Here is a 23,910-nt window from a genome sequence, read left to right on the forward strand (position 1 = left end):
TGTTCCGGTGCGCAAGATCTCTGCTTCTGTCGCCGTCCTCGGACTCGTCTCCGTCGGACTCGTCGGCTGCTCCCTGCCCGGCTCGACGGACTGCGATCGCCCCGATGCGTCTGCCCTGACCGGCGTCACCGTGTCCGGTACGACCGGTCAGGCGCCGGACGTGGAGGTCTACACGCCCTTCCGGGTGAGCGAGCCCGCATTCGAGGACGTCGAGGTGGGGACGGGCACCCCGATCACGGACGACAGCCAGCTGATCTCGATGGACATCAGCATCTTCAGCGGCGCGACCGGTGAGAACCTCGTCAAGACGAACTACGACGGCGATCTCTCGCGCGTATCGCCCGTCGCGCGCTGGTACGAGGTCATCCCGGGCTTCGAGGACGTCCTGACGTGCGCGACGGAAGGGTCGCGCATCGTCGTCGCCCTGCCGCCCGGGAGCGTCGAGGAGTCCACCGCGGCGAGTCTCGAACTCGGCGACGACGACTCCGCGATCGCCGTGATCGACCTGGGCAAGGTCTACCTCCCGCACGCCGAGGGCACCCCGCAGTTCAACGTCGGCAACGGCCTGCCCACGGTCGTGCGCGCACCTGACGGCCGGCCCGGCGTGATCATCTCGGATGCCGCACCGCCGCGCGACCTCGTCGTCCAGACCCTGATCAAGGGCGACGGCGAGAAGGTCACCGGAGACGCCCCCGTCCGCGTGCACTACACGGGCCTGACGTGGGCGGACCGCAACGTGTTCGAGACGACGTGGGACGCGGACCCGAAGTCGATCGACCTCGACACGATGATCCCGGGCTTCTCCGAGGCGATCGTCGGCCAGACGGTCGGGTCGCAGGTCATGATCGTGATCCCTCCCGATCAGGCCTACGGCGACCAGGCGCAAGGACCGATCCCCGCGGACTCCACGCTCGTGTTCGTCGTGGACATCCTCGGAATCGATCAGCCCGCGCAGGGCTGAGCCCACTCCGCGCCGCGCCGAAAGGGAGGGGCCGGCATCCCTCGACGGTTTCGAAGAAACGCCTAGGATGAAGCTCGTGCCTGCGAACGCTTCTGCGAAGAACCCGCCCGAGGAGCGGCTGGTGAACCTCGTGGTCGCACTCGTGGCCACCGAGCAGGGGCTCACGAAAGACACGATCCTTCGATCGGTCTCCGGCTATCGGGAGCAGTCCGACGCGGGTGCGTCCAAGGACGCGCTCGAGAAGATGTTCGAGCGCGACAAGGAGAACCTGCGTCGCCTCGGCGTGCCGATCGAGACGATCGGAGATTGGGCCGATCCCGACGATCTGCGCGAGGCGCGCTACCGCATCCCCACGGCCGAGTACGAACTGCCCGAGGACATCGCCTTCACCCCCGCAGAGCTCGCGCTGCTCAATCTCGCCGGGGGAGTGTGGAGCGAGGGCTCGATGTCGGCGGACGCGCGCAGCGGGCTGCGCAAGATCCGCGCGCTCGGCATCTCGGTCGACGAACCGATCATCGGATACTCGCCGCGCATCAGCCTTCGCGAGCCGGCCTTCGCGCCCCTGCAGCAGGCGATCGAGTCCGGTCGGATCGTGACGTTCTCCTATCTGAAGCCCGGGGAGGATGCGCCGCGCACGCGCCGCGTGCAGCCGCTCGCGCTGGTGGAGTACGAGGGCCGCTGGCACGTCTTCGGCAACGATCTGGGTGTCGGTGCGGAGCGGACGTTCCTGCTCACGCGCATCGTGGACGGCGTCACGATCACCCGCGAGACCTTCGATCCCGCCCTGCGTGACGGGGCAGGCGATCGCGCTCTCGCGGGTCTGGCCGAGGTCGCAGCCCGCAACATCGCCCTGCTGGAGGTGAATCCCGGAACCGAGGCGGCGCTGCGCCTGAGCCGACGGGCCGAGACCGCCGAGCAGGGCATCCGCGTACCGTACGTCGACGCGCATGTGTTCGCGGACGAGCTCGCCTCCTACGGTCCCGAGGTGCGTGTGGTCGGGCCCGACGACCTGCGTGACCAGGTGATCGCGCGGCTGCGCGCGACGCGCGACCTGCACGAGGGGGCAGCGTGAGCGCGCGGAAGCCGTTGGTGGCCACCGACCGCGCCGCCCTCATGCTGCAGCTCGTGCCGTACCTGATCGGCAAGGGCGAGGTGTCGATCGCCGAGGCCGCAGACGAATTCGACGTCACCGCGGACCAGATGCGCGCGATGGTGGAGAGCCTGACCGTCATCGGACTGCCGGGGGAGGCGGGCTACTGGCAGATGGCGAACGATCTGTTCGACATCGACTGGGACCTGCTGGATCAGCGGGACATCATCGTGATCACGAATTCCGTCGCTCTGGAGCGGGCACCCCGCCTCACCGCGCGGGAAGCGGCAGCGCTTCTGACCGGACTCCAGCTGGCCAGGGCGATCCCCGGCGTCGGCGACACTGAGCTGTACGCGGGGCTCATGGCCAAACTCGCCCGCGGCGCCTCCAGCGCACCCGCCGACGTCATCCTCGCCCCCGGGCCGGTGGACGCCGTCCGTGACGCGGTCGCGGCTGCCCTCACGCAGGGCGTCGCGGTGTCGTTCACCTACAAGGCTCCGGACGCGGCTCCGACCCCGCGCACGGTCGACCCGGTCAAGGTGCTGATCGCGACCGGAGAGTGGTACCTGCAGGGCTGGTGCCACCTGCGTCAGGCGATGCGCACGTTCCACCTCGATCGGGTGAGCGAGCTCAGCCTGACGGACATCCCCATCGCTCACGGGCAGGATGCCGTGCCGGACTGGTTCGAGACGGGAACGGGTGACATCCTCGCCCGTATCCGCTTCCCCTCCTCCCTCGCCCCACTGCTCGGGGAGTACCTCGACCGCGCGCAGGTGGAGGTGCACGGCGACACGTCGATCGCGACGATGCGCATCGCCGACGAGAACAGCCTGCGCCGCCTCGCGGCTCGCCGGGCGGGTGCGCTGGAGATCCTCGAACCGGAGGCGGCACGCAGCGCGGCGGCCGAGTGGGCCGACGCGGGTCTTGTGCAGTACCGTTGAGGTGACTTGACGATCGCGGGCCGGGCGGCTATGTCGCCGTTCGCGGGATACACTTGACGGACGAACCCGGAAGGACCCGACATGTTCCAAGGTCTCACAGGATGGCATTTCCTGATCATCCTCGCGGTCATCCTCCTGCTGTTCGGCGCCGCGAAGCTCCCTGCGCTCGCCAAGAGCATGGGCCAGTCGGCTCGCGTCTTCAAGGGCGAGATGAAGGCCATGAAGGAAGAGGACTCGACCGAGGGCAAGACGGACTCGGTGGTGGCACCCGCGAGCGAGGCATCGGTCACTCAGACCAGCGCCGACGCGAGCAGGGCCCCCGACACCAAGTCCTGACGCGCGCGTGGCCACAGCAGAGTCGCCACGCGTCGCCGATCCCGGCGAGCCTCAGCGCGACAAGCGCATGTCGCTCGGCCAGCACCTGGTCGAGCTCCGCAAGAGGCTCATGTTCGCCGCGCTCGCGCTCGTCGTGGGCATGGTCGTCGCGTTCTTCATCACCGACTGGGTCATCTACCTGATCACCGAACCGCTCCGCCAGATCGCGGCGACGGAAGGCGAGACGGCCAAGGTCGAGCTGATGTTCAGCACGGTCACGGGCGCCTTCGACCTGCGCTTGCGCATGTCCTTCGCGATCGGCATCCTGATCTCCGCGCCCATCTGGCTGTGGCAGATCTGGGCGTTCATCATGCCGGGACTCACGCGCAAGGAGATCAAGTACACCGTCGGCTTCATCGGAGCCGCCGTACCGCTGTTCTTCGCCGGATGCTGGGTCGGCCTGCTCGTCATGCCCCATATCGTCGAGCTGATGGCCGGCTTCGTCCCCGACGGGGGCGCATCCTTCTTCGAGGCCGGCTACTACTACGACTTCGTCTTCAAACTGCTGATCGTCGTCGGCATCTCGTTCGTCCTGCCGGTGTTCCTGGTCGCGTTGAACCTCGCCGGAGTCATGAGCGGCAAGGCGATCCTGAAGGGCTGGCGGGTCGCGGTCCTGATCGCCGTCGTCTTCTCCGCTCTGGCGACGCCGGCCGCCGACGTCGTCAGCATGCTCATGCTCGCCGGCATGCTCGTGGTTCTGTTCTTCGCCGCGGCTGCCCTGTCGATGCTGTTCGACCGTCGCCGTGCCAAGCAGAGCGCGGCGATCCTCGCCTCCGAGGGCATCCAGTGACGGAACCTCGGTGACGGTGACGGTGCCGAGTCCGGCCGAGCGTTACGCACGGGCGGAGCAGAGCCGCAGTCATCCGCTTACGGCCGCGTTCGCCGCCGCGCAGCGCTTCGAACTCGACGACTTCCAGATCGCCGGCTGTCACGCGCTCGAAGACGGGCGCAGCGTCCTGGTGGCCGCGCCGACCGGAGCGGGCAAGACGATCGTGGGGGAGTTCGCGATCCACCTCGCGATGAACGCGCCACGTGACGCCGATCGGGATGCCGCGCCCCGGCATCCGGACAAGGCGTTCTACACGACCCCCATCAAGGCGCTCTCGAACCAGAAGTTCCGCGAGCTGCAGGAGGTGTACGGCGCAGACCAGGTCGGCCTCCTCACCGGCGACACGAACATCAACGGCTCCGCACGCATCGTCGTGATGACCACCGAGGTCCTGCGCAACATGCTGTACGCCGACTCGGCGGCGCTGCGGGGGCTCCGGTACGTCGTGATGGACGAGGTCCACTACCTCGCCGACCGCTTCCGCGGTGCGGTGTGGGAGGAGATCATCATCCACCTGCCGCCGGCGGTCCGGCTCGTCTCGCTCAGCGCCACGGTGTCCAACGCCGAGGAGTTCGGCGACTGGCTCGACACCGTTCGCGGCGACACCGAGGTGATCGTCTCTGAGGTGCGCCCCGTGCCGCTCGAACAGCACGTGCTGGTTCGCGGCGATCTGCTGCCGCTGTTCGACGACCGTGCCGGGGTGGCCACCGCACAGGTCAACCAAGAGCTCATGCGCATCCGCTCGTTCAAGGGCGCGACGTTCGAGAACAACAGGCGGGTGCAGGCTCTGCGCAGCGATGCCGGGCGCGGCGGAGGTCGACAGCAGGGATCGGGTCGACGGCCCCACAAGGGCGGTCAGCGACCGGTGCGCTCGGCGAACGTCCAGCGCATCGAGCGGCTCGACCGACCCGAGGTCGTCACCCTGCTGCAGCGGGCCAATCTGCTGCCGGCGATCTTCTTCATCTTCAGTCGCGTCGGCTGCGATGCCGCCGTGCAGCAGGTCCGCCGCTCCGGCGTGCGCCTCACGACTCCGCAAGAGCGCGCCGAGATCCGCGCGCTGGTCACGGAGCGGACGCAGGCGCTCCGCGACGAGGACCTCGCGGTCCTCGGGTACTACGAGTGGCTCGACAACCTCGAGCGCGGTGTGGCGTCGCACCACGCCGGCCTTCTGCCGGCTTTCAAGGAGGTCGTCGAAGACCTCTTCAAGCGCAAGCTGGTGAAGGTGGTCTTCGCGACCGAGACCCTCGCGCTCGGCATCAACATGCCCGCGCGCACGGTCGTGCTCGAGAAGCTCGAGAAGTTCAACGGCGAGGCGCGCGTGGCGATCACCTCGGGGGAGTACACCCAGCTGACCGGGCGGGCAGGCCGCCGCGGCATCGACGTCGAGGGTCATGCGGTCATCCAGTGGACGGAGGGCGTGGACCCGCAGCAGGTCGCGGCGCTCGCTTCGCGGCGCACGTATCCGCTCAATTCGAGCTTCCGCCCGACCTACAACATGGCGGTGAACCTCATCGACCAGTTCGGCAGGTCGCGCGCCCGCGAGATCCTCGAGTCCTCGTTCGCGCAATTCCAGGCCGACCGTGCTGTCGTAGGGCTCGCCCGCCAGGTGAAAGAGCAGGAAGTCTCGCTCGCCGGATATGCGAAGGCCATGACCTGCGATCGCGGGGACTTCGCCGAGTACTCGGGCATCCGTCGGGAGCTGAGCGACCTGGAGCGCCAGAACCGCAAAGACGCCGGCGCCTCGCGGTCGACGCGCGACGCGCGCCAGAAGCAGATCGCGCGTCTGCGCACGCGGATGCTCCGCCACGCGTGCCACGGGTGCCCCGACCGCGAAGATCACGCGCGGTGGGCCGAGCGCTACTGGAAGCTCAAGCGGACGGTCGACAAGACCCGTCGGGAGATCGACAGCCGCACCGGCACCGTGGCCCGCATCTTCGACCGGGTCGTGGACGTGCTCCGCGATCTCGACTACGTCTCCGTCTCCCCGGACGGTCGCGCCGAACTGACGCCCGCCGGCCGCACCATGAAGCGGATCTACGGCGACCGGGACCTGCTCGTGAGCGAGTCGTTGCGCACCGGGATCTGGAACGATCTGGATGCGCCGTCGCTCGCCACACTCGCGTGCTGTCTCGTTTACGAACCGCGGCGCGACGAGGCCGGAGTGGGTGAGCGCGGACTGCCCCGCGGCGCGTTCCGGGGCGCCCTGTCGGCGACGGAGGCCCTCTGGCAGCGGCTCGACGACCTGGAGCAGGAGCATCGCCTGCCGGGGACCGAGGCTGTCTCCACGGGCCTCGCTCAGGCGATGTACTCGTGGGCGCGCGGCCTTCCTCTGGACCGTGTGCTGATCGAGGCCGACATGGCCGCGGGTGACTTCGTCCGGTGGTCCAAGCAGACGATCGACCTGCTCGACCAGCTCTCGATCGTCGCCGACGCGTCGCTGGGCGCCACCGCGCGGATGGCGCTGGACGCCGTCCGTCGCGGCATCGTCGCGTACAGCTCGGTCTGAGCGCGCGCGTCTAGGCTTCTCCCGTGTCCCTCGCCGCGCCCGTGCGCCCCGTCCTGCCACTGTGGGCCGCCGGTCCGGTTGCGGCGACCGGCGGGCTCGTGCTCACCCTGGCCTTCCCGGCGCTCAGCTGGTGGCCGATGGCGTTCGTCGGCGTCACGCTGGCACTGATCGCCCTCATCGGCCGGCGATTCTGGTCGTCGGCTCTGGTCGGCTTCGCGTTCGGCGCCGCGTTCTTCTTCGTGAACCTCCTGTTCACGGCGCGCTATCTGGGACCGGTCCCGTGGATCGCGCTGTCGATGCTCGAGTCGGTGCTCACGGCGGCGGGCGCGACGCTCATCGCGCTCGCGTATCGCTGGCTCCCGCGGGTCGCCGCAGGCCCGTGGGCCCGCCTCGTCGCGCTCCCGGCACTCGTCGCAGGATTGTGGACGCTGCAGGAGCAGGTCGTGGGCTCCTGGCCGTACGGCGGCTTCCCCTGGGGCCGGATCGGCGTCAGCCAGGTCGCGGGCCCGTTCGCCGACCTCGCGTCCTGGGTGGGGATGTCGGGACTGACGTTCCTCGTCGTCCTGTTCTGCGCAGCGGCGATCGAATACGTCCGCTGGGGGCGCCTGCGTCGCCCCCCGACCGCGGCGCCGGCGGTCGTGACGCTTCTCATCCTCGTGCTCGTCCCGCAGTTCCCGACGACGGATGCCGGGACCTTGCGGGTCGGCGCGGTACAGGGCAACGGTCCCGCCGGGTACTTCGACCAGCGCGCGGCCGGTGACGTCACGCGTGCGCAGCTCGAGGCCACGGCTCCGCTGTTCGGCGAGGACATGGACGTGCTGCTGTGGCCGGAGGGCGGGGTGGATTCCGACCCGACGCAGGTGGCATCGACCGCCGAGCTGTTGGATGCGCTGTCGGATCGGGTCGCGGCGCCCCTGATCGTGGCGGCGGTCACCCAGCGCGGCGACGAGTACTTCAACTCCTCGCTCCTGTGGGAGGCCGGGAGCGGTGCCGTGCAGACTTATGACAAGCGGCATCCCGTGCCCTTCGGCGAGTACGTCCCCGACCGGGCCTTCTTCGAGCCGTTCGCTCCGGATCTCATCGGTCTGATCCAGCGCGAGTACACACCGGGCACGGCCGCCCCGATCTTCGACCTCGACGGGATCGGTGTCGGACTCGCGATCTGCTTCGACGTGATCTACGACGACGTGGTGTGGGACGGCGCACGCGACGGCGCCGAGATCTACATGTTCCAGACCAACAACGCCGATTTCCGGGGGACGGACGAGAACCTCCAACAGCTCGCGTTCGCGCGGATGCGCGCGATCGAGACCGGTCGGTCGGTCGTGAACCTGTCCACGGTCGGCACGAGCCAGGTCATCGCCGCCGACGGATCGACGATCGACGGACTCCCGGCGGATGTCGCCGGACACCTGATCACCGACGTGCCGCTGCACACCGGACTCACTCCCGCAGTGGTCGCCGGCGAGGTGGTGAAGGCGATCATCGGCTGGGGGAGCCTGACCGCCCTGGGCGTGGTCGGCCTGATCCTGTCGGCCCGCAGCCGGTCCGCACGCGAAAAGAAAGCGCCGGCCCACGACGGGGCCGGCGCTCTCGAGAGATGAGACTCAGGCGCTGAGCTTGCTCGCGGTGACGTCCTCGCCGGCGCCGCGACGGGCGCGCACGTACGCGAGGCGCTCCTCCAGGAGCTCTTCCAGCTCGGGGAGCGTACGCCGCTCGAGCAGCATGTCCCAGTGCGTGCGCGCGACCTTGTCGTCGCTGTGATCGACGGTCGCCGTTCCCTCACCGATGCGCAGGAGCGCCTCGGCGCCGCACGTGCGGCATTCCCAGGCCTCGGGAACCTCCGCGTCGGCGGCGAACGTCATCGTCGTGTCACGTCCGCAGGACGTGCAGTTGTAGGTGTGCTGTGCGCGTTCATGGAACACGACGCCCTCTTCGCTCTGTAGGCTCTGGGCGCCGAGTCGAATGCCGCGCAGGCTGCGGTCTGCCATTGTGTGGTCCTCTCGTCGCTGTACAGGTATAACGCGACGACCTGGACGGATCATCCGAACGACAGCTGTGGGGGAGTCATTCACAGACGATGCTCAGGGCGAGATCGACGCGATCGGTGACGATCCCGTCGACCCCCATCGCGAGCAGGCGCCGGATGTCGTCGGCCTCGTTCACCGTCCACACGTGCACCTCGACTCCATTCCGCTGAGCGGCAGCGATCAGGCGCGGGGTGACGACGCGGACGCGGCCGTTGCGCTCGGGAACCTGCAGGGCGTCGATGCCCGAGAGCGCTCGGCTGAGGCGTCGATCCGACCGCAGAGCAAGCGCCGCCAGAACACGGACGAGCGTGCCGCGACCGGCGGAAGTGGCGGGACGCATGCCGGTGTCCCCGGCATCCGCCGCGGCGAGCGCCGCGCGCCGGCGCTCGTCCGAGAAGCTCGTGACCAGGACCCGGTCCGCGTGCGTCCTCACGATCCGGCCGACCGGGGCGGCGGCATCCGCTGCCTTGACGTCGAGATTGAACCGCAGCGTCGGGAAGGACTCGAGCGCCTGCGCGAGGGTGATGAGCCCGCCCCGCGGCGCCATGAGCGACTCGAGTTCGCGGACCGTCACGTCGGCGATCTTCCGCGGGTCGCCGGTCACGCGGGAAAGGTCGTCGTCGTGGAACAGCACGACGGTTCCGTCGGCGGTGAGATGACAATCCGACTCGACGTACACGGCGCCGGCGGAGTGCGCCGCTGCGACGGCGGCGAAGGAGTTCTCGACCACTCCGGCCGCGGCATCCCCCGGCAGGACGAGGCCACGGTGAGCGAGCACGCGCGGGCGCGTCGCACCCTCGAACCACGGGTGGCTCATGTCGCGCTGACCGTCAGGGAAGGGGAGGTGCGGCCGGCTTGTCCACCGTGCCTCCGGTGCGCTGCGCCACGTCGACGACGGAGCCCGCGAACGCGGTGCTCATGCCCTTGAGCGCCTCGGTGAACTCGCTCGGGATGATCCAGAGCTTGCTCGAGGCGCTGTCGGCGATCTTCGGCAGGGTCTGCAGGTACTGGTACGCCAGGAGCTTGTCATCCGGGTTGCCGACGTGGATGGCGTCGAACACCGTCTGGATGGCTTCCGCCTCGCCCTGCGCGCGCAGCACGGCAGCCGCCTTGTCACCTTCGGCGCGGAGGATCTCGGCCTGCCGAGCACCTTCGGCCGTGAGGATCGCGGACTGCTTCGTACCCTCCGCGGTCAGGATGAGGGCACGGCGATCGCGCTCGGCGCGCATCTGCTTCTCCATCGAGTCCTGGATGCTCACCGGCGGGTCGATCGCCTTGAGCTCCACGCGTCCGACGCGGATTCCCCACTTGCCGGTCGCTTCGTCCAGAACGATCCGCAGCTGGCCGTTGATCTCGTCGCGGCTCGTGAGCGCCTCTTCCAGGTTGAGCCCGCCGACGACGTTGCGGAGCGTCGTCGTCGTCAGCTGCTCGACCGCGCCGAGGTAGTTGGCGATCTCGTAGGTGGCGGCACGGGCGTCGGTCACCTGGAAGTAGACGACGGTGTCGATGGAGACCACCAGGTTGTCCTCGGTGATCACGGGCTGCGGCGGGAAGGACACGACCTGCTCGCGCATGTCGATGAGGGGTCGCACCCGATCGATGAACGGGACGAGGATGTTCAGTCCGGGCATGAGCGTCTTGTGGTACCGGCCGAGACGCTCGACGACCCCGGCAGTGGCCTGCGGGATGATCCGGATCGACCGGATGATCACCACCAGGACGAAGATGAAGACCGCTGCGGCGAGCAGCCAGCCGATGGCCGTCGGGATGAAGCTCTCGGGGGTCATGCGGTCGATTCCTCTTCTTCGCGGTGGACGTAGGCGGTCGCCCCGTCGATCCGCCCCACGCGGATGACGGTGCCGGGTTCGAGTTCGCCGCGCTGTTCGGGTCGCGCCGTCCACGTGTCGCCGTTGGACAGCTTCACCTGGCCGCCGTGCGCGCTCACGGTGGACAGGACGCGGCCGGACAGTCCGACGAGGGCGGCGACGTTCGTCGGCGTCGGGTCCTCGCCACGGCGCAGCCGCGCCAGCAGCGGGGGGCGCAGAACCAGCAGGAGCACGGCGGCGACCGCGGCGGCGATGATCACTTGCAGCCAGACCGGGGCGCCGAGCAGATCCGAGCCGAGTCCGGCGACCCCGCCGATGCTCAGCATCAGGAAGGTGAAATCGAGCGTGAGCATCTCGATCACCAGGAAGGCGAGGATCAGGACCAACCACCCGATCCACGCGAATTGTTCGATGGTCTGGATGAGATCCACGATGTTCCTCCCCTTTGACCCAACCTAACACGGGCGTTTTCGCAGGGCTCGGGACCCGATGCGTGCGGGGTGCCGGTTGGTAGGGTCGTGGGGTGACCGAGCCCACTCCCACCGCAGAGCAGAATTCCCCGTCCCCCCTCGCGCCCGGATCCCTCCGCGGCAAGACCGCACTCGTGACCGGGTCCTCGCGCGGCATCGGCGCGGACACGGTCCGCTACTTCGCCGAGGCCGGAGCGAACGTCGTCATCAACTTCCGCAACAAGGCGCCGCGGGCCGAGAAGCTCGCGGCCCAGTTGCGCGAGCTCGGCGTGCAGGTGCTCGTCGTCGGCGCCGACCTGACCGATCCGGAGTCCGTGCAGGCGATGTTCGCCGAGGTGCAGCGCACGTTCGGATCGCTGGATGTGCTCGTGCTCAATGCCTCGGGCGGCATGGAATCCGGCATGGGCGAGGAATACGCCCTGAAGCTCAACCGCGATGCGCAGGTGAACGTCCTGGAGAGCGCCCTGCCGCTCCTCGGTGACCGATCCCGCGTCGTGTTCGTGACCAGCCACCAGGCGCACTTCATCCGGACGACCCCGACGATGCCCGAGTACGTCCCGGTCGCGCTGTCAAAGCGCGCCGGCGAGGACGCGCTGCGTGAGCAGATCCCCGCGCTCGCGGAGCGTGGCGTCGGCTTCGTGGTCGTCTCCGGCGACATGATCGAGGGCACGATCACCGCGACGCTCCTCGAGCGCGCGAACCCCGGCGCGATCGCCTCACGACGCGAGTCGGCCGGCAAGCTGTACAACGTGAGCGAGTTCGCCGCCGAGGTCGCCCGCGCGGCTGTGGATCCCGTCCCTGCGGACAACACGCGTCTCATCGGCGACACGAGTTCGTTCGCGGGGGAGTGACGGTGCGCCCCACCGATATCGAGCGCCTCGTCTCGGTCGGCCGGCCCGACATCGCCCCCGACGGCTCGTTCGCGGTCTTCGCCACCTCGCGTCCGGACCTGGCGGCGAATCGCGCGGTGGGACAGCTCTGGCGCGTCGACCTGCCGACCGGCATCCCGCGTCGCCTCACGCGGGGGACCGCCGACGCCAGTCCTCGACTCTCTCCCGACGGAACCGTGCTGGCATTCCTGCGCGGCGACACGAAGGGCCGCGCGCAGCTCCACGTCGTCGCCCCCGGGGGCGGCGAACCGGTACAGATCACAGACGCTCCCCTCGGAGTGGGAGAGTTCGCCTGGGCGCCCGACGGCGCGACGATCGCCTTCACCGCCCGTGTGCCGGAGCGCGGTCGTTACGGACAGGTCGAGGGCTTGGATGCCGCCGCCGAAGCGCCTCGGCACATCACCGGCATCCGCTGGCAGTCCAACGGCGTGGGCTATATCGCCGATCGTCCCGCGCAGCTCTTCGTCGTCGATGTCCCCGCCACCGACCTGGAGCCGTACTACGAGCCGGCGCCGGCCGTCGTCGCGGAGGGGACGACTCCCGCAGAGAAGACTGTCGTGCCCGCTCCGGCACGACAGCTGACCGACGGGCCGCACTCCATCTCGGGCGTGGCATTCCGCGGCGCCGAGATCCTCACGGTCGTCGACGTGATCGAGCACGAGCGCCGCGACCTCAGCTCGCGCCTCGTGGCGATCCGTGCCGACGGTCAGGGCCGACGCGACGTGATCACCCCGGAGGCTCGCCTCTCGATCGGCGAGATCGCGGTCGCCGGCGACGAAGCCGTGGCCGTCCTCGCGTCCGAGACCGGGTCGACCGGCGTCGACTTCGTGGCACCCGGGGTCGCGCTCTGGATCATCGAAGACGACGGCCCGCGGCGACTCACCGACGCTGAGACGATCGATCTCGGCGAAGTGGGCAGCCACGTCACCGCTCAGGGCGACCGCTTCCTCGTGCAGGACCGCACGCGTGGTCGGGTGCGGCTGCTGCGGGTGGCGCGCGACGGTGCCGTGGAGGACGTGGTCGGCGGCGATCTCGAGGTCGGCGGCCACGCGGCGGCCGGAGACCGCATCGTCGTCTCGGTGGCGACACCGGAGTCCTTCGGCGAGCTCCTCCTGGTCGATGTGGACGGAAGCCGCGCTCTGACCTCATTCGGCGCGGACGTCGGTGCGGTTATCCCGGAAGAGATCACGATCGCGGGCCGCGACGGCTACCCCGTCCACGGTTGGGTTGCCAAACCCGCGGGGGAGGGGCGGCATCCGGTCATCCTCCAGATCCACGGCGGCCCGTATGCCTCGTACGGCATACACCTTTTCGATGAGACGCAGGTGCTCGTGGACGCCGGGTACGCCGTTGTCTACTGCAACCCCCGCGGCTCCGCAGGCTACGGACGCGCGCACGGTCGCAGCATCCGTGGCGCGATGGGCACGCTCGACTTCGATGACGTGATCGACTTCCTCGACGGCGTGCTCGCGCGAGACGGCGCCCTCGACGCGACGCGGGTCGGCATCATGGGCGGGTCCTACGGCGGCTACCTCACCGCGTGGATCATCGCCCACGATCACCGGTTCGCCGGCGCGATCGTCGAGCGGGGATTCCTGGACCCGGTCTCCTTCCAGGGGACGAGCGACATCGGATCGTTCTTCGGCGATGAGTACGTCGGAACCGACCCCGCGCAGATCGCGCGGCAGAGTCCGATGGCGGTCGTCCACGAGGTGCGCACGCCGACGTTGGTGATCCACTCCGAGCTCGACTTCCGGTGCCCGCTCGAACAGGCCACGCGGTACTACTCGGCGCTCAAGCGGCAGGGGACCGAGGCGGAGATGCTCATCTTCCCCGGCGAGAACCACGAGCTCACGCGGTCCGGTTCGCCCCGCCATCGGGTGCAGCGCTTCGACGCGATCCTGGACTGGTGGAGCCGGAGGCTGCCGGTGCAGGACTGAGGCTCGCACGACGAAGCGCCCCGGACGGATCCGGGGCGCTTCGTCGTGCGAGCGAGGTATCAGACGAGATCCTTCTTGCCGAACGTGAACGCGCGGACGATCTGGATGATGCCGAGGACCACGAGCGCGATGCCCAGCAGCCACCACAGTGCCGCGATGTACAGCGGCGAGAACAGCAGGACGATTCCCGCCACGATGCTGATGATCGCGAAGAAGACCGTCCAGCCCTTCGACGAGGCGTCGCCCAGCGTCGACAGCGCCACGACGCCCTCGATGATCCAGAGGATACCGACGAGGATGCCGATGAAGATCGCGAGCCACGCGGTCGCGGCGCCGAGGTTCACGAACGCGACGATGCCGGCGATGATGAACAGGATGCCGAGCACGATGTGCCCGATGCGCGACCAGCCGCCGCGCGTCTTGGAGAAGATGCCGAGACCGGCGTAGACCAGACCGGCGGCGATGACGTAGATCGCGATGATCGCGGTGACGACCATCGCCGTCTTGCCGGGCCAGGCCAGGATCAGGATGCCGACGATGACGGACAGGACGCCGCCGATGCCCAGTGCGGTGCGGATGCCGTTGACGGCTGATTTCTCCGCTGCGGATTCGGTAGTCATGAGTATTTCCCTTCCTGGGAGTTACCTGCGAGGTGCGCTCACAGCATAGACCCAGCTGTGACGGGCCCGAGTGACGAAGGTCCCGTGTGTCGTGGCATGACGGGAGCGCTCCCGTCTTGCCGTCGAGTCGTCAGCCGAGGAGGAGGGTTGCGGCGAGCAGCACCGGCACGCACCCGATCGTGGTGAGGAACACCGTGTCGCGCGAGATCGTCTCGCCCACGCCGTACCGCTGCGAGTAGTTGAAGACGTTCTGCGCCGTGGGGAGCGCCGCGAGGACGACGACGATCAGGACATCGGCGGGGGAGAGGGCGAAGACGAATCGGGCCACGACCCACGCGACCACGGGCATGATGACGAGCTTCAGGCCGGTGGCCAGGACGATGTCGCGACGCCGCCCCGACGGTCCGAGCACGCGCTGGCCGTGCAGCGAGATCCCGTAGCTGATCAGCAGCACGGGAACGCAGGCGTTCGCGAGCAGGGTCGCCGGTTCGAAGATGATAGGCGGCAGGTCGATTCCGCTCACCGACACGATCGTTCCCAGCGCCGAGCCGATCACGATCGGATTCGTCAGCGCGCGACCGATCGAGCGGCGCAGCGAACCGCCGCCGGAGGTCGCGGCCTCGAGGATCGCCATCGAGATCGGGGTGAAGACGAGCAGCTGCAGGAGGATCACGGGCGCGGGGAAGGCGGCGCTGCCGAGCAGATACAGCGAGAGCGGAATGCCGATGTTGTTCGAGTTGACCTGCCCCGCCGACAGTGCACCGATCACCACTTCGCCTGCCGAGCGCCGCCAGGCGAACCGGGCGATGAGTGCGTACACGGCGATCACGGTCACGGCGGCGATCGCCGAAACGGGCAGCAGTGCGGAGAAGAGTGTGCGGACGTCTGCTTCGGCGAGCACGACGAACAGGAGGAACGGCGAGAGGACGAAGAACGTGAGTCGGGCCAGCACCGGGCGGGCATGCTCGCCGAGGAGGTCGATGCGTCCGATCACATAGCCCACCGCGATCGCGAGGCCGACGACGACGAATCCCGTCAGGCTCTCGATCATGCCTTCGAGCCTATGGGCTCTCACCCTGCCCGAATGATGCGGCCGCATCCGGCGGCCTCATACGATCCGAGCACGGGGGAGAGGGGAGCGGATGTCCGTTCTGACTGCAATCGTGCCGGCGTGGATGCGGCAGTACAAGCCGTCCTGGCTCGGGGTGGATGTCCTGGCGGGCGTGACGCTCGCCGCCGTGGCGATCCCGGAGGTGATGGGCTACACGTCGATCGCACAGACGCCGGTGATCACCGGCCTCTACACGATCATCCTTCCGACGCTCGTCTTCGCGCTGCTCGGGTCTTCACGATTGCTCGTCGTCGGTGCCGACTCGGCCACGGCGGCGATCCTCGCCGCGGGCCTGGCCGGGCTCGGCATCTCGGGGCTGTCGCCGAATTCGACCGAATGGGTCGCGTGGACGAGCCTCGTCGCCCTCGTGTGCGGCGCGCTCCTCGTCCTCGCCCGGCTGCTCCGGCTCGGGTTCCTCGGCGACTTCCTCAGTGCGTCGGTGCTCATCGGCTTCCTCACCGGCGTCGGGATCTCGGTGCTGACCGGTCAGCTGCCGGACATGCTCGGCATCCCGAAAGGCACGGGGAACTGGTTCGAGCAGCAGTGGAGCACGCTCACCCATCTGGGCGATGCGAACGGCTGGACGATGGCGTTCGCGGGCGGGACGCTCGTGATCATCGTCGGCTGCAAGCTCATCAACCGGAAGATCCCGGGCGCCGTGATCGCGGTCATCCTGTCGATCGTGCTCTCCAACGTGCTGGACGCGTCCAGCCAGGGCGTCGCGGTCATCGGGCCGGTCCAGGGGGGACTTCCGCCGTTCGGGCTGCCGCAGGGGCTCGATCTCTCCGACATCCCCGCCGTGATGGGTGTCGCGCTGTCGTGCTTCTTCCTGATCATCGCCCAGAGCGCGGCGACCTCGCGGAGCTTCGCGATGAAGCACAGTGAGCGGGTCGACATCAACCGCGACATCCTCGGGCTCGCCGGGGCGAACGTCGCGGCGGGACTCACCGGCACTTTCGTCGTGAACGGCAGCCCGACGAAGACGGAGATCCTCGACGAGCAGCGCGGACGCAGTCAGATGGCGAACATCACGATGGTCGCCGTCGTGATCGTCGTGGTCCTGTTCCTGACGCGGTACCTCACGAACATGCCGGTCGCGGTGTTGGCTGCCATCGTCTTCATGATCGGGCTCGGGCTCGTGGACTTCCGGGGCCTGCGTCGGATCCGTGCCGCACGGGTGAGCGAGTTCGTCATCGCGCTGCTCACCGCGATCGTCGTGTTCGCGTGGGGCGTGGAAGAGGGCATCATCCTTGCGATCGTCCTCTCTGTCCTGGAGCTGGTTCGTCGCGCCTACACGCCCCGGGACTTCCTCGTCGGTGTCTCGAAGGACGGCGAGCCGACCTACACGGCCGCGGAGCCGGGAACGGAGAGCCTTCCGGGCCTCGTGGTCTTCCGGTTCGACTCGCGACTCTTCTATGCGAACGCCAGTCTGTTCGTGGACCGCATCCAGCAGCTCATCGCCGCGGCGCCGTCGCGTGTGCGCTGGCTCATCCTGGACTGCTCGTCGATCGGCGACATCGACTACTCGGCGAGTCTGAACCTCGAAGGACTCATCGCCTCGCTGCACGCCGAAGGCCGGGTGTTCGCGATCGCCCAGGCCGATCCACGGCTGCTCGAAGTCCTCGCGAAGCTCGACACGCTCAAGAAGTTCGACAACGCGCACATCTACGCCACCGTCGAAGACGCCGTGGCGGCGTTCAGGGCGGATGCCGCGGCGCCGGCATCCTGAACGTCGTCGGCATCCGGTCTCCGCGCGTACATCCTGGAGTTTGCAGGTTATTGCCGATAATGCACATTATGTCAACTCGTTTTGACGAGCGCTCTCCCGCGAAGCGTGAGCGCGCCTCTTGACATGACACTTGCATTTTGCAAGTGTGTGACCCATGAGCCTCTTCATCACCTGCCCGGTCGAGAGCGTCGACCGCGCGACCACGTTCTACACCGCGCTCGGCTGGACGCTGAACGCCGACATGTCCGACCACAACGTCTCCTGCTTCGCGATCGCCCCCGATCAGTACGTCATGCTCGGCAGTCGTGAGATGTACGCCGCCGTCGGTGGTGTCGAGGACCTGGTGGGTGGGCCGGACACACCGTCCAAGGTGACGGTGTCGTTCGACCTCGGGAGCCGCGAGGCGGTCGATGATCTCGTGGCGCGCGCCGGGGCTGCGGGCGGCAGGATCGGCGACACCGATGACTACCCGTTCATGTATCAGCGGCAGTTCGACGACCCGGACGGGTATCACTACTCCCCGTTCTGGATGAAGCCGGACGCCGAATCGGACGTGTGAGCGATCTCTCCGCCGCACTCGAGATCGTCGGATCCCGGTGGGCCCTGCTGATCGTCGCGCGGCTGATGGACGGCCCCCAGCGATACGGCGACCTCCAGCGGGATCTCGGGGTGCCGACGAACATGCTCGCCACGCGCCTGCGTGAGCTGGAGTCCGCGGGCGTACTCCGTCGGCTCCCCCTCCGTCACAACACGCGCGCCTACGCCCTGACCGAGCGGGGGCAGGGCCTGCGCCCGGCGATCGACGCCCTCGGGCGGTGGGGTGCGGCGAACGGAGCGGGCACGAACGAGCGCCCGGAGCCGTGAGGGCCCCGGGCGCTGGTCGTCCTCGACGGTTCAGACGACGGGGTCGTCATTCGTCGTGGACGTGCTCCGCCGCGTGACCTGCTCCCCCGCAGCGGGATCGATCGACGTGCGCGACACGGTGTCGGTCTGCCGACGCCGCGCCAGCAGGACCAATCCCAGGAGGAAGACGAGCGCACCCGCACCCATCAGGATGTACCCGATCAGCTGCAGGTTCACCCAGTCCACCTGCACGTTCACCGCGAACGCGAGGATGGCTCCGATGACGAACAGAACGATTCCGGCTCCGATGCTCATGGCACTCCCTTTCCGTCCGGACCCAAGTATGCGGACGATCCCACGCTGGCGGATGTCGCTTCCGCCCGGCAAGGGCTTGACACGCGGTGTCCGCACCCGGCGCTAACGTGAGCGGATGCCGCGCGTCATCTTCCACACCGCCACCACCCTCAATGGCTTCCTGGCCGATGAGGACGACTCCCTCGACTGGCTGTTCGCGGTCGATGGCGCCGCCGAAGCCGAAGCAGCCTTCTCAGCCTTCCTCGCCGGGATCGGCGCTCTGGTGATGGGCTCGACCACATACGAGTGGCTGCTCGATCACGAAGACCTTGCCGTGCACCCCGAGCGCTGGCCCTACCCTGAGCTCCCTGCCTTCGTCCTCAGCTCACGCGAGCTCCCCCGCGTCCCGGACGCCGACATCCGGTTCCGGCGGGGCGATGTCCCGACCCTATGGGCAGAGATCGCAGAGAGCGCCGGTGGCCGCGACGTCTGGCTCGTCGGCGGCGGCGACCTCGTCGGCCAGTTCGACGACGCGGGACTGCTCGACGAGGTCCGCGTGTCGATCGCGCCCGCTACGCTCCCGTCCGGGCGTCCGCTCCTCCCCCGGCGCATCGGGCCGGACCGTCTCCGCCTGACGTCGGCGAGGCAGGCGGGACAGTTCGCCGAACTCACGTATTCCGTGGCCCGCGAGGTCAGCTGAGCCGGTATCGATGTTCGGGCCTGCCGGTCGCACCGTAGCGCAGGCCCACCTCCACCGCACCCCGCGCCGCGAGGTTCGCGAGGTGCCGCTGGGCGGTGGCGCGGGAGACGCCGATCCGCTCGGCGATCGCGGTCGCCGATGCCTCTCCGTCGCGCAGGTGTTCCAGGATCACGCGTTCTGTCGCCGTCTGTGACGCGGTCGCCGGCACTGCATCCCGCCCGTGCAGAGCGCGCTGGGCGCGCTCGATCGTCTCCTGGTCCACGTCGCCGGCGGTCAGCAGATTGCGATAGCGGCGGTATCCATCCAGGCGATCGCGTAGGAGGCGAGGGTCGAACGGCTTCCGCAGGTAGCCGAGCGCTCCCGCGCGTAGGGCCCGGCGCACGGTGTCCGCGTCGGAGGCGGCGCTGATCACGAGCGCGTCGACGTCGATCTCCGAGACGAAGGCGATGCCGTCTCCGTCAGGCAGGTAGACGTCGCACAGGACGAGATCCGGATGCCGGTCCCGCACCGCCGCACGCGCCTCGCGCACGCCGCGCACCGGCTCGAGCGCTTCGAATCCCGCCTGGTCGGCGACGGCATCGCGGTGCAGACCACCCACCCGGAAGTCATCGTCGACGATCAGTACACGCAGATCCGGTGTCATTCGTCCTCCACGTCGCTCGTCGTGCATACCTTCATCGTTCGTGGGAGCCGGGCGCTGAAGACGGCACCGCTGCCGGTTCCGCCGGCATCCACGAGTCGGACGTCACCGCCGAGGCGATCGGCGATCTCGTGCACGAGCGGCAGACCGATCCCCCGGCCGTGCACGGCGTCCGGGGCGAGATCGGTTCGCTCGGCATTCCGCTCGAACAGGCGCGACGGATCGGCGATGCCTCCACCCGAATCGGCGACGGTGATCACGAGCGTGTCGGCGTCGTCGAGCAGTTCGACCTCGACCCATCGCGGCTCCGGGGATGCCACGGCCGCCCGGACCGCGTTGTCCACCAGGTTGCCCAGCACGGAGGCGATGTCTTCCGCGGCGGCGACCTCGCCGAGGACAAGTGAGGCTTCCGACATCGTCAGCCGCACTCCGCGCTCGTCGGCCTCGATGCTCTTCGCCTCGATCAGTGAGCGCAGGAACGGTTCGTCGATCGGGATCGAGGTGTCTGCAGCATCCCGCGTCGTCGACCCATCGCTCAGGTAGTCACGCGCCTCGGCGATGCGCTGTGCGTCGATCAGGCCCGCGGCGACGTGCAGGCGGTTCGAGAACTCGTGCCGCTGCGCGCGCAGCGCGCCGGTCATCGTGCTCACGGTGTCGAGCCGATCGCTCAGACGCACGATGTCGGTGCGGTCGCGGATCACCGCGACGCGGCCGAGATCGCGATCCGACCGGGTGACCGGCCGAGTGTCCACGAAAACCACGCGATCGCCGACGATCAGCGGTTCCTGTCCGCGGACCTTCGCGGAGTCGACACCTGAGATCGCGGCCCGCAGCTCGGCGGGCAGCGGCAGGTCGTCGATGTGCAGGCCGACCGGCTCCGGGATGCCGAGCAGGCGGGCGGCGGAGGCGTTGGCGACCGTCACGATGCGGTCCGGGGTGTATGCGAGGACACCCTCGCCCACGCCGTCCAGCACCGCCGCCTGGTTCTGCACCAGCGCGGCGAGCTCTTCAGGCTGGACTCCGAGCGTGAGGGCCTCGAGTCGCCGACGGATGAGTGCAGAGACCAGCGCTCCGATCAGCAGCGCTGCGGCGGCAGCCACCCCGACGCCGATCAGGAGGGGTGGGAGGTCGTCGAAGACGCTCGCCCGCGCGAAGCCGACGCTCACCTCGCCGACGGGGACGCGCGTCCCCGGGGCGAAAACCGGCACTTTGGCTCGAGCGGACTCCCCCAGCGTTCCCGCCTCCCACGAGACCGTCTCGCGCCCGGCGAGCGCCTCGGCGAAGCTCGTGCTGACCACCTCGCCGAGGCGCTGCGGGTCCGGGTGGGCCAGACGGATCCCGCGGTCATCCGTGATCACGACGAACAAGGCCCCTGTGGTGTCCTCCACCTCGCCGGCCAGTTCGGCCAGTGGTCCCCCGCGCAGCGCGGCGGCGGTCGGTGCGGCGCTCTGCGCCGAGATCTGCTCGACGGCCCGTCGCACGTCGCCGTCGGTCGCGACGGTTCGCGCGATCCCCAGCGCCGACGACTCCGCTTCGGCGCGCAGCTGCTGCACGCCGAGCCACGTGAACACGGCGGTGCACACGCCCACGACGGCGATCACGCACGCGAGCTGCCAGAGGAGCAGGTGCGTCGCGAATCGCATTCCCGCCTCCGTCCTGTGCGCCCGCAGAGTGAGCGAAATGCGCAGAACTCACGATAAGCGCAATACGCGACAGAAAGCGAGATACCGGATGCCGCGCGCGGCGCACGGCTACGTTCGGGCGCAGCGCGAAGGCAGCTCAGCCCCCGCACCGCCCAGACGAAGGAGTCGACGTGCTCGTCCTGCTCGGATTCGCCATGATCCTCACATTCATGGTCCTCATCATGACCAAGCGGCTCACGCCCATGGTCGCCCTCATCGTCGTCCCCACGATCTTCGGACTCTTCGCCGGCGCCGGCCTCGGTCTCGGCGACATGGTGATCGACGCGATCAAGGACCTCGCGCCGACCGCGGCTTTGTTGATGTTCGCGATCATGTTCTTCGGGATCATGATCGACGTGGGCCTGTTCGATCCGCTCATCCGCCTGATCACCCGCTTCCTCGGGGAAGATCCGGCGAAGGTCGTGCTCGGCACGGCGATCCTCGCCGGGGCGGTGTCGCTGGACGGCGACGGATCCACGACGTTCATCATCACGACGTCCGCGATGCTCCCGATCTACCTTCGGCTCGGCATGAGCCCGGTGGTCCTCACGTGCGTCGCCGGGCTCATGAACGGCACGCTGAACATCGTGCCGTGGGGCGGACCGACCGTTCGCGCCTCGGCCGCCCTCGGGGTGTCGGCGACCGACATCTTCGTGCCGATGCTCCCCTCGCTTGCGGCAGGACTCGTCGTCGCGCTCACCTTCGCGTGGTTCCTCGGGCTCGCCGAGCGCAAGCGCCTCGGGTCGCTCGCCTACTCCCCCGCAGCCGCGTCCGCGCCGGCCGCGCCCACGACGGGTGGATGGCGTCGGCGTCTGTTCGCCCCGAACGTCGTGAGCGGGGCCGAGGTCAAGCCCGGTGCTCCCGCGACGCTCTCCACCACCGGCATCCCGACCCTCCGCCGCGGCGGACGCACGCCGGTGGGCGCCGCCGTTGCGGAGCAGGCGGTGCTGGAAGCCGAGGACGTCGACACGATGATGGCCGACACGATGCTCGACCCCAACCGCGCGACCCTGCGGCCGAAGCTGATCTGGGTGAATCTGGCCCTCACGCTCGCCGTCATGGTCCTCCTGGTGCTCGACCTGATGCCGCTCCCGTACGTCTTCATGGTCGGCTCCGCGATCGCCCTGATCGTCAACTTCCCGAAGCTGCGCTCGCAGGCGGACGAGATCGTCGCCCACGCGCCGAGCATCGTCGGCGTGGTCTCGATGGTGCTCGCCGCCGGCGTCCTGGTGGGGGTCCTGAATGGTACGGGCATGGTCACCGCGATGGCCGAGTGGGTCGTGGACATCGTTCCGCCGTCGATGGGTCAGTTCCTGGCGGTGATCACCGGTGTGCTGTCGATCCCGATGACGTTCTTCATGTCCAACGATGCGTTCTACTTCGGCATCCTTCCGGTGCTCGCCGAGAGCGCCGCGACCTACGGCATCGCGCCGGTCGAGATGGCGCGTGCGTCGATCATCGGCCAGCCGGTGCACCTGCAGAGCCCGCTCGTCCCCGCGATTCTGCTGCTCGTGTCACTCGCGGGCGTGAACCTCGGCGATCACCACAAGAAGGTGCTGTGGCGCGCGACCGTCGTCTCGCTCGTCATGCTCGCGGTCGGCATCCTCGTCGGGGTGATCCCGTTCCTGTGATCGCGTGAGAGTGTGAACGCCGGGTGGGCTCAGGTCGCGGGTGCGATCGGGGCCCATTCCGGATGTTTGGGCTCGCGTCCGTCGCCGGAGGAGGTGCCGCTCAGCCGGCGCTGCACCCACGGGCCGAGGTGCTCGCGGTAGTACTCGGACGCGCGCATGCGGGCGGAGGCGGGCAGCGGCGGCAGCGACCACCAGGCAGCGGGCGGCTCCATCCCGAGGGCGGTGAGCACGCGCGCGGCGACGCGGTGATGCCCTCGGGAGTTCATGTGCAGGCGATCCTCCGCCCAGTAGGCGGGTGCGGACAGCTCGCGATCGGGCCAGTTGAAGGCCCGGATGATGTCCGGCCTGTCCTCGATGCGCGCGCCGACCGCGAGGGAGAGGATGTCTCCGCGACGCTGGATGAGTCTGCTGAGGGGCAGCTGCGCGGACGGGTTCGCGCCGGAGAGCAGAATGAGCTGCACGCCCTCTTCGTCGCACCGCTCGATCACTCGCGTGAACGCGTCGATCACCCGGGAGATCGAGGTGCGCGGTCGGATCATGTCATTGCCGCCGCCGTTGAACGACAGATGCGTGGGCTTCAGCGCGAGGGCGGGTTCGAGCTGCTCATCGACGATGGGCCATGCGAGCTTGCCGCGGATCGCGAGGTTCGCGTACTCGATCGTCTGTCCCGACGCATCGGCCCAGCCCTGGGCGACGAGGTCCGCCCAGCCCCGTACCCGGCCGTCCGGAAGGTCATCGCCGACGCCCTCGGTGAAGGAATCGCCGATCGCGACGTATCTGACGGTGTTCACTTCCTCAGCCT

At 68.9% G+C, this 23,910-nt stretch carries 24 protein-coding genes; 14 read left to right on the forward strand and 10 right to left on the reverse strand.

Annotation, left to right across the window (positions count from 1 at the left end; translation table 11 throughout):
* The first annotated feature begins 7 nt into the window (after positions 1 to 7).
* The 7 genes from AB0P18_RS06425 to lnt all read left to right on the forward strand — a co-directional run bounded on the left by AB0P18_RS06425 (position 8) and on the right by lnt (position 8,306).
* Positions 8 to 961 (forward strand): FKBP-type peptidyl-prolyl cis-trans isomerase, encoded by a 954-nt coding sequence (locus AB0P18_RS06425; RefSeq protein WP_363359414.1) that lies wholly within the window; start codon positions 8 to 10, stop codon positions 959 to 961.
* A 67-nt stretch (positions 962 to 1,028) separates the two neighbouring features.
* The gene (locus AB0P18_RS06430; RefSeq protein ID WP_344053455.1) at positions 1,029 to 2,033 is read left to right on the forward strand and encodes a WYL domain-containing protein; all 1,005 of its coding nucleotides are present in this window, start codon (positions 1,029 to 1,031) and stop codon (positions 2,031 to 2,033) included.
* Positions 2,030 to 2,992, forward strand: a complete 963-nt coding sequence (locus AB0P18_RS06435; RefSeq protein WP_363359415.1) for a WYL domain-containing protein — start codon at positions 2,030 to 2,032, stop codon at positions 2,990 to 2,992. Before AB0P18_RS06430 ends, AB0P18_RS06435 begins: the two co-directional genes overlap by 4 nt.
* A gap of 81 nt (positions 2,993 to 3,073) precedes the next feature.
* On the forward strand, positions 3,074 to 3,328 hold the full coding sequence (gene tatA, locus AB0P18_RS06440; RefSeq protein WP_344053459.1) for a twin-arginine translocase TatA/TatE family subunit: 255 nt from the start codon (positions 3,074 to 3,076) through the stop codon (positions 3,326 to 3,328).
* A gap of 67 nt (positions 3,329 to 3,395) precedes the next feature.
* A complete protein-coding gene (tatC, locus tag AB0P18_RS06445; protein WP_344055822.1) occupies positions 3,396 to 4,157 on the forward strand; it encodes a twin-arginine translocase subunit TatC in 762 nt (253 codons plus the stop codon).
* A gap of 22 nt (positions 4,158 to 4,179) precedes the next feature.
* Positions 4,180 to 6,702 carry a DEAD/DEAH box helicase gene (locus AB0P18_RS06450; RefSeq protein WP_363359533.1) on the forward strand — a complete coding sequence of 841 codons (2,523 nt, stop codon included), beginning with the start codon at positions 4,180 to 4,182 and terminating at the stop codon, positions 6,700 to 6,702.
* A 23-nt stretch (positions 6,703 to 6,725) separates the two neighbouring features.
* Positions 6,726 to 8,306, forward strand: coding sequence for an apolipoprotein N-acyltransferase (gene lnt / locus AB0P18_RS06455; protein ID WP_363359416.1), 1,581 nt, complete (start codon positions 6,726 to 6,728; stop codon positions 8,304 to 8,306).
* A gap of 3 nt (positions 8,307 to 8,309) precedes the next feature.
* On the opposite strand, the gene AB0P18_RS06460 is transcribed toward lnt, so the two are convergent.
* From AB0P18_RS06460 to AB0P18_RS06475, 4 genes are all read right to left on the reverse strand, one after another.
* The gene (locus tag AB0P18_RS06460; RefSeq protein ID WP_344053463.1) at positions 8,310 to 8,693 is read right to left on the reverse strand and encodes an RNA polymerase-binding protein RbpA; all 384 of its coding nucleotides are present in this window, start codon (positions 8,691 to 8,693) and stop codon (positions 8,310 to 8,312) included.
* 76 nt (positions 8,694 to 8,769) lie between these two features.
* Entirely contained in the window at positions 8,770 to 9,549 is a 780-nt protein-coding gene (locus AB0P18_RS06465) for a glycerophosphodiester phosphodiesterase family protein (RefSeq protein ID WP_363359417.1), read from the reverse strand.
* Between the two features lie 13 nt (positions 9,550 to 9,562).
* Positions 9,563 to 10,519 (reverse strand): SPFH domain-containing protein, encoded by a 957-nt coding sequence (locus AB0P18_RS06470; RefSeq protein ID WP_344053467.1) that lies wholly within the window; start codon positions 10,517 to 10,519, stop codon positions 9,563 to 9,565.
* A complete protein-coding gene (locus AB0P18_RS06475) occupies positions 10,516 to 10,989 on the reverse strand; it encodes an NfeD family protein (protein ID WP_363359418.1) in 474 nt (157 codons plus the stop codon). The genes AB0P18_RS06470 and AB0P18_RS06475 overlap by 4 nt, the downstream gene beginning before the upstream one ends.
* A gap of 92 nt (positions 10,990 to 11,081) precedes the next feature.
* Here AB0P18_RS06475 and AB0P18_RS06480 point away from each other — a divergent pair, with 92 nt between their 5' ends.
* Positions 11,082 to 11,879, forward strand: coding sequence for an SDR family oxidoreductase (locus AB0P18_RS06480; RefSeq protein WP_363359419.1), 798 nt, complete (start codon positions 11,082 to 11,084; stop codon positions 11,877 to 11,879).
* 2 nt (positions 11,880 to 11,881) lie between these two features.
* The gene (locus AB0P18_RS06485) at positions 11,882 to 13,858 is read left to right on the forward strand and encodes a S9 family peptidase (RefSeq protein WP_363359420.1); all 1,977 of its coding nucleotides are present in this window, start codon (positions 11,882 to 11,884) and stop codon (positions 13,856 to 13,858) included.
* A gap of 59 nt (positions 13,859 to 13,917) precedes the next feature.
* Here AB0P18_RS06485 and AB0P18_RS06490 read toward each other — a convergent pair whose 3' ends face one another.
* On the reverse strand, positions 13,918 to 14,478 hold the full coding sequence (locus tag AB0P18_RS06490) for a DUF308 domain-containing protein (protein ID WP_344053475.1): 561 nt from the start codon (positions 14,476 to 14,478) through the stop codon (positions 13,918 to 13,920).
* A gap of 130 nt (positions 14,479 to 14,608) precedes the next feature.
* The gene (locus AB0P18_RS06495) at positions 14,609 to 15,529 is read right to left on the reverse strand and encodes an AEC family transporter (RefSeq protein WP_363359421.1); all 921 of its coding nucleotides are present in this window, start codon (positions 15,527 to 15,529) and stop codon (positions 14,609 to 14,611) included.
* A gap of 91 nt (positions 15,530 to 15,620) precedes the next feature.
* Here AB0P18_RS06495 and AB0P18_RS06500 point away from each other — a divergent pair, with 91 nt between their 5' ends.
* The 3 genes from AB0P18_RS06500 (at position 15,621) to AB0P18_RS06510 (ending at position 18,182) form a co-directional block, all read left to right on the forward strand.
* The gene (locus AB0P18_RS06500; RefSeq protein ID WP_363359422.1) at positions 15,621 to 17,318 is read left to right on the forward strand and encodes a SulP family inorganic anion transporter; all 1,698 of its coding nucleotides are present in this window, start codon (positions 15,621 to 15,623) and stop codon (positions 17,316 to 17,318) included.
* Between the two features lie 154 nt (positions 17,319 to 17,472).
* Entirely contained in the window at positions 17,473 to 17,877 is a 405-nt protein-coding gene (locus AB0P18_RS06505) for a VOC family protein (RefSeq protein WP_344053480.1), read from the forward strand.
* Entirely contained in the window at positions 17,874 to 18,182 is a 309-nt protein-coding gene (locus AB0P18_RS06510) for a helix-turn-helix domain-containing protein (RefSeq protein WP_344053482.1), read from the forward strand. The genes AB0P18_RS06505 and AB0P18_RS06510 overlap by 4 nt, the downstream gene beginning before the upstream one ends.
* A gap of 30 nt (positions 18,183 to 18,212) precedes the next feature.
* Here AB0P18_RS06510 and AB0P18_RS06515 read toward each other — a convergent pair whose 3' ends face one another.
* The gene (locus AB0P18_RS06515) at positions 18,213 to 18,476 is read right to left on the reverse strand and encodes a DUF6458 family protein (RefSeq protein ID WP_344053484.1); all 264 of its coding nucleotides are present in this window, start codon (positions 18,474 to 18,476) and stop codon (positions 18,213 to 18,215) included.
* 115 nt (positions 18,477 to 18,591) lie between these two features.
* Here AB0P18_RS06515 and AB0P18_RS06520 point away from each other — a divergent pair, with 115 nt between their 5' ends.
* Positions 18,592 to 19,155 (forward strand): dihydrofolate reductase family protein, encoded by a 564-nt coding sequence (locus AB0P18_RS06520; protein WP_363359423.1) that lies wholly within the window; start codon positions 18,592 to 18,594, stop codon positions 19,153 to 19,155.
* Here the strand turns inward: AB0P18_RS06520 and AB0P18_RS06525 are convergent.
* On the reverse strand, positions 19,148 to 19,798 hold the full coding sequence (locus AB0P18_RS06525) for a response regulator (RefSeq protein WP_344053488.1): 651 nt from the start codon (positions 19,796 to 19,798) through the stop codon (positions 19,148 to 19,150). The two genes, AB0P18_RS06520 and AB0P18_RS06525, sit on opposite strands and share 8 nt — an antisense overlap.
* Positions 19,795 to 21,438, reverse strand: coding sequence for a sensor histidine kinase (locus AB0P18_RS06530; protein WP_363359424.1), 1,644 nt, complete (start codon positions 21,436 to 21,438; stop codon positions 19,795 to 19,797). Before AB0P18_RS06530 ends, AB0P18_RS06525 begins: the two co-directional genes overlap by 4 nt.
* 170 nt (positions 21,439 to 21,608) lie before the next feature.
* Here AB0P18_RS06530 and AB0P18_RS06535 point away from each other — a divergent pair, with 170 nt between their 5' ends.
* Positions 21,609 to 23,108, forward strand: a complete 1,500-nt coding sequence (locus tag AB0P18_RS06535) for a CitMHS family transporter (protein ID WP_344053492.1) — start codon at positions 21,609 to 21,611, stop codon at positions 23,106 to 23,108.
* Positions 23,109 to 23,137: 29 nt separating this feature from the next.
* On the opposite strand, the gene AB0P18_RS06540 is transcribed toward AB0P18_RS06535, so the two are convergent.
* The gene (locus AB0P18_RS06540; RefSeq protein WP_344053493.1) at positions 23,138 to 23,899 is read right to left on the reverse strand and encodes an SGNH/GDSL hydrolase family protein; all 762 of its coding nucleotides are present in this window, start codon (positions 23,897 to 23,899) and stop codon (positions 23,138 to 23,140) included.
* Positions 23,900 to 23,910 lie beyond the last annotated feature (11 nt).

It is taken from the genome of Microbacterium sp. NPDC064584 (assembly GCF_040687315.1).
GTDB lineage: Bacteria > Actinomycetota > Actinomycetes > Actinomycetales > Microbacteriaceae > Microbacterium > Microbacterium lacus.

Coding starts and splice junctions, on each gene's coding strand:
- AB0P18_RS06530 (WP_363359424.1), bottom strand. CDS start 21,438: ATGCGATTCGCGACGCACCTGCTCCTCTGGCAGCTCGCGTGCGTGATC.
- AB0P18_RS06430 (WP_344053455.1), top strand. CDS start 1,029: ATGAAGCTCGTGCCTGCGAACGCTTCTGCGAAGAACCCGCCCGAGGAG.
- AB0P18_RS06470 (WP_344053467.1), bottom strand. CDS start 10,519: ATGACCCCCGAGAGCTTCATCCCGACGGCCATCGGCTGGCTGCTCGCC.
- AB0P18_RS06465 (WP_363359417.1), bottom strand. CDS start 9,549: ATGAGCCACCCGTGGTTCGAGGGTGCGACGCGCCCGCGCGTGCTCGCT.
- tatC (WP_344055822.1), top strand. CDS start 3,396: ATGTCGCTCGGCCAGCACCTGGTCGAGCTCCGCAAGAGGCTCATGTTC.
- AB0P18_RS06520 (WP_363359423.1), top strand. CDS start 18,592: ATGCCGCGCGTCATCTTCCACACCGCCACCACCCTCAATGGCTTCCTG.
- AB0P18_RS06460 (WP_344053463.1), bottom strand. CDS start 8,693: ATGGCAGACCGCAGCCTGCGCGGCATTCGACTCGGCGCCCAGAGCCTA.
- AB0P18_RS06490 (WP_344053475.1), bottom strand. CDS start 14,478: ATGACTACCGAATCCGCAGCGGAGAAATCAGCCGTCAACGGCATCCGC.
- AB0P18_RS06495 (WP_363359421.1), bottom strand. CDS start 15,529: ATGATCGAGAGCCTGACGGGATTCGTCGTCGTCGGCCTCGCGATCGCG.
- AB0P18_RS06505 (WP_344053480.1), top strand. CDS start 17,473: ATGAGCCTCTTCATCACCTGCCCGGTCGAGAGCGTCGACCGCGCGACC.
- AB0P18_RS06515 (WP_344053484.1), bottom strand. CDS start 18,476: ATGAGCATCGGAGCCGGAATCGTTCTGTTCGTCATCGGAGCCATCCTC.
- AB0P18_RS06500 (WP_363359422.1), top strand. CDS start 15,621: ATGTCCGTTCTGACTGCAATCGTGCCGGCGTGGATGCGGCAGTACAAG.
- AB0P18_RS06525 (WP_344053488.1), bottom strand. CDS start 19,798: ATGACACCGGATCTGCGTGTACTGATCGTCGACGATGACTTCCGGGTG.
- tatA (WP_344053459.1), top strand. CDS start 3,074: ATGTTCCAAGGTCTCACAGGATGGCATTTCCTGATCATCCTCGCGGTC.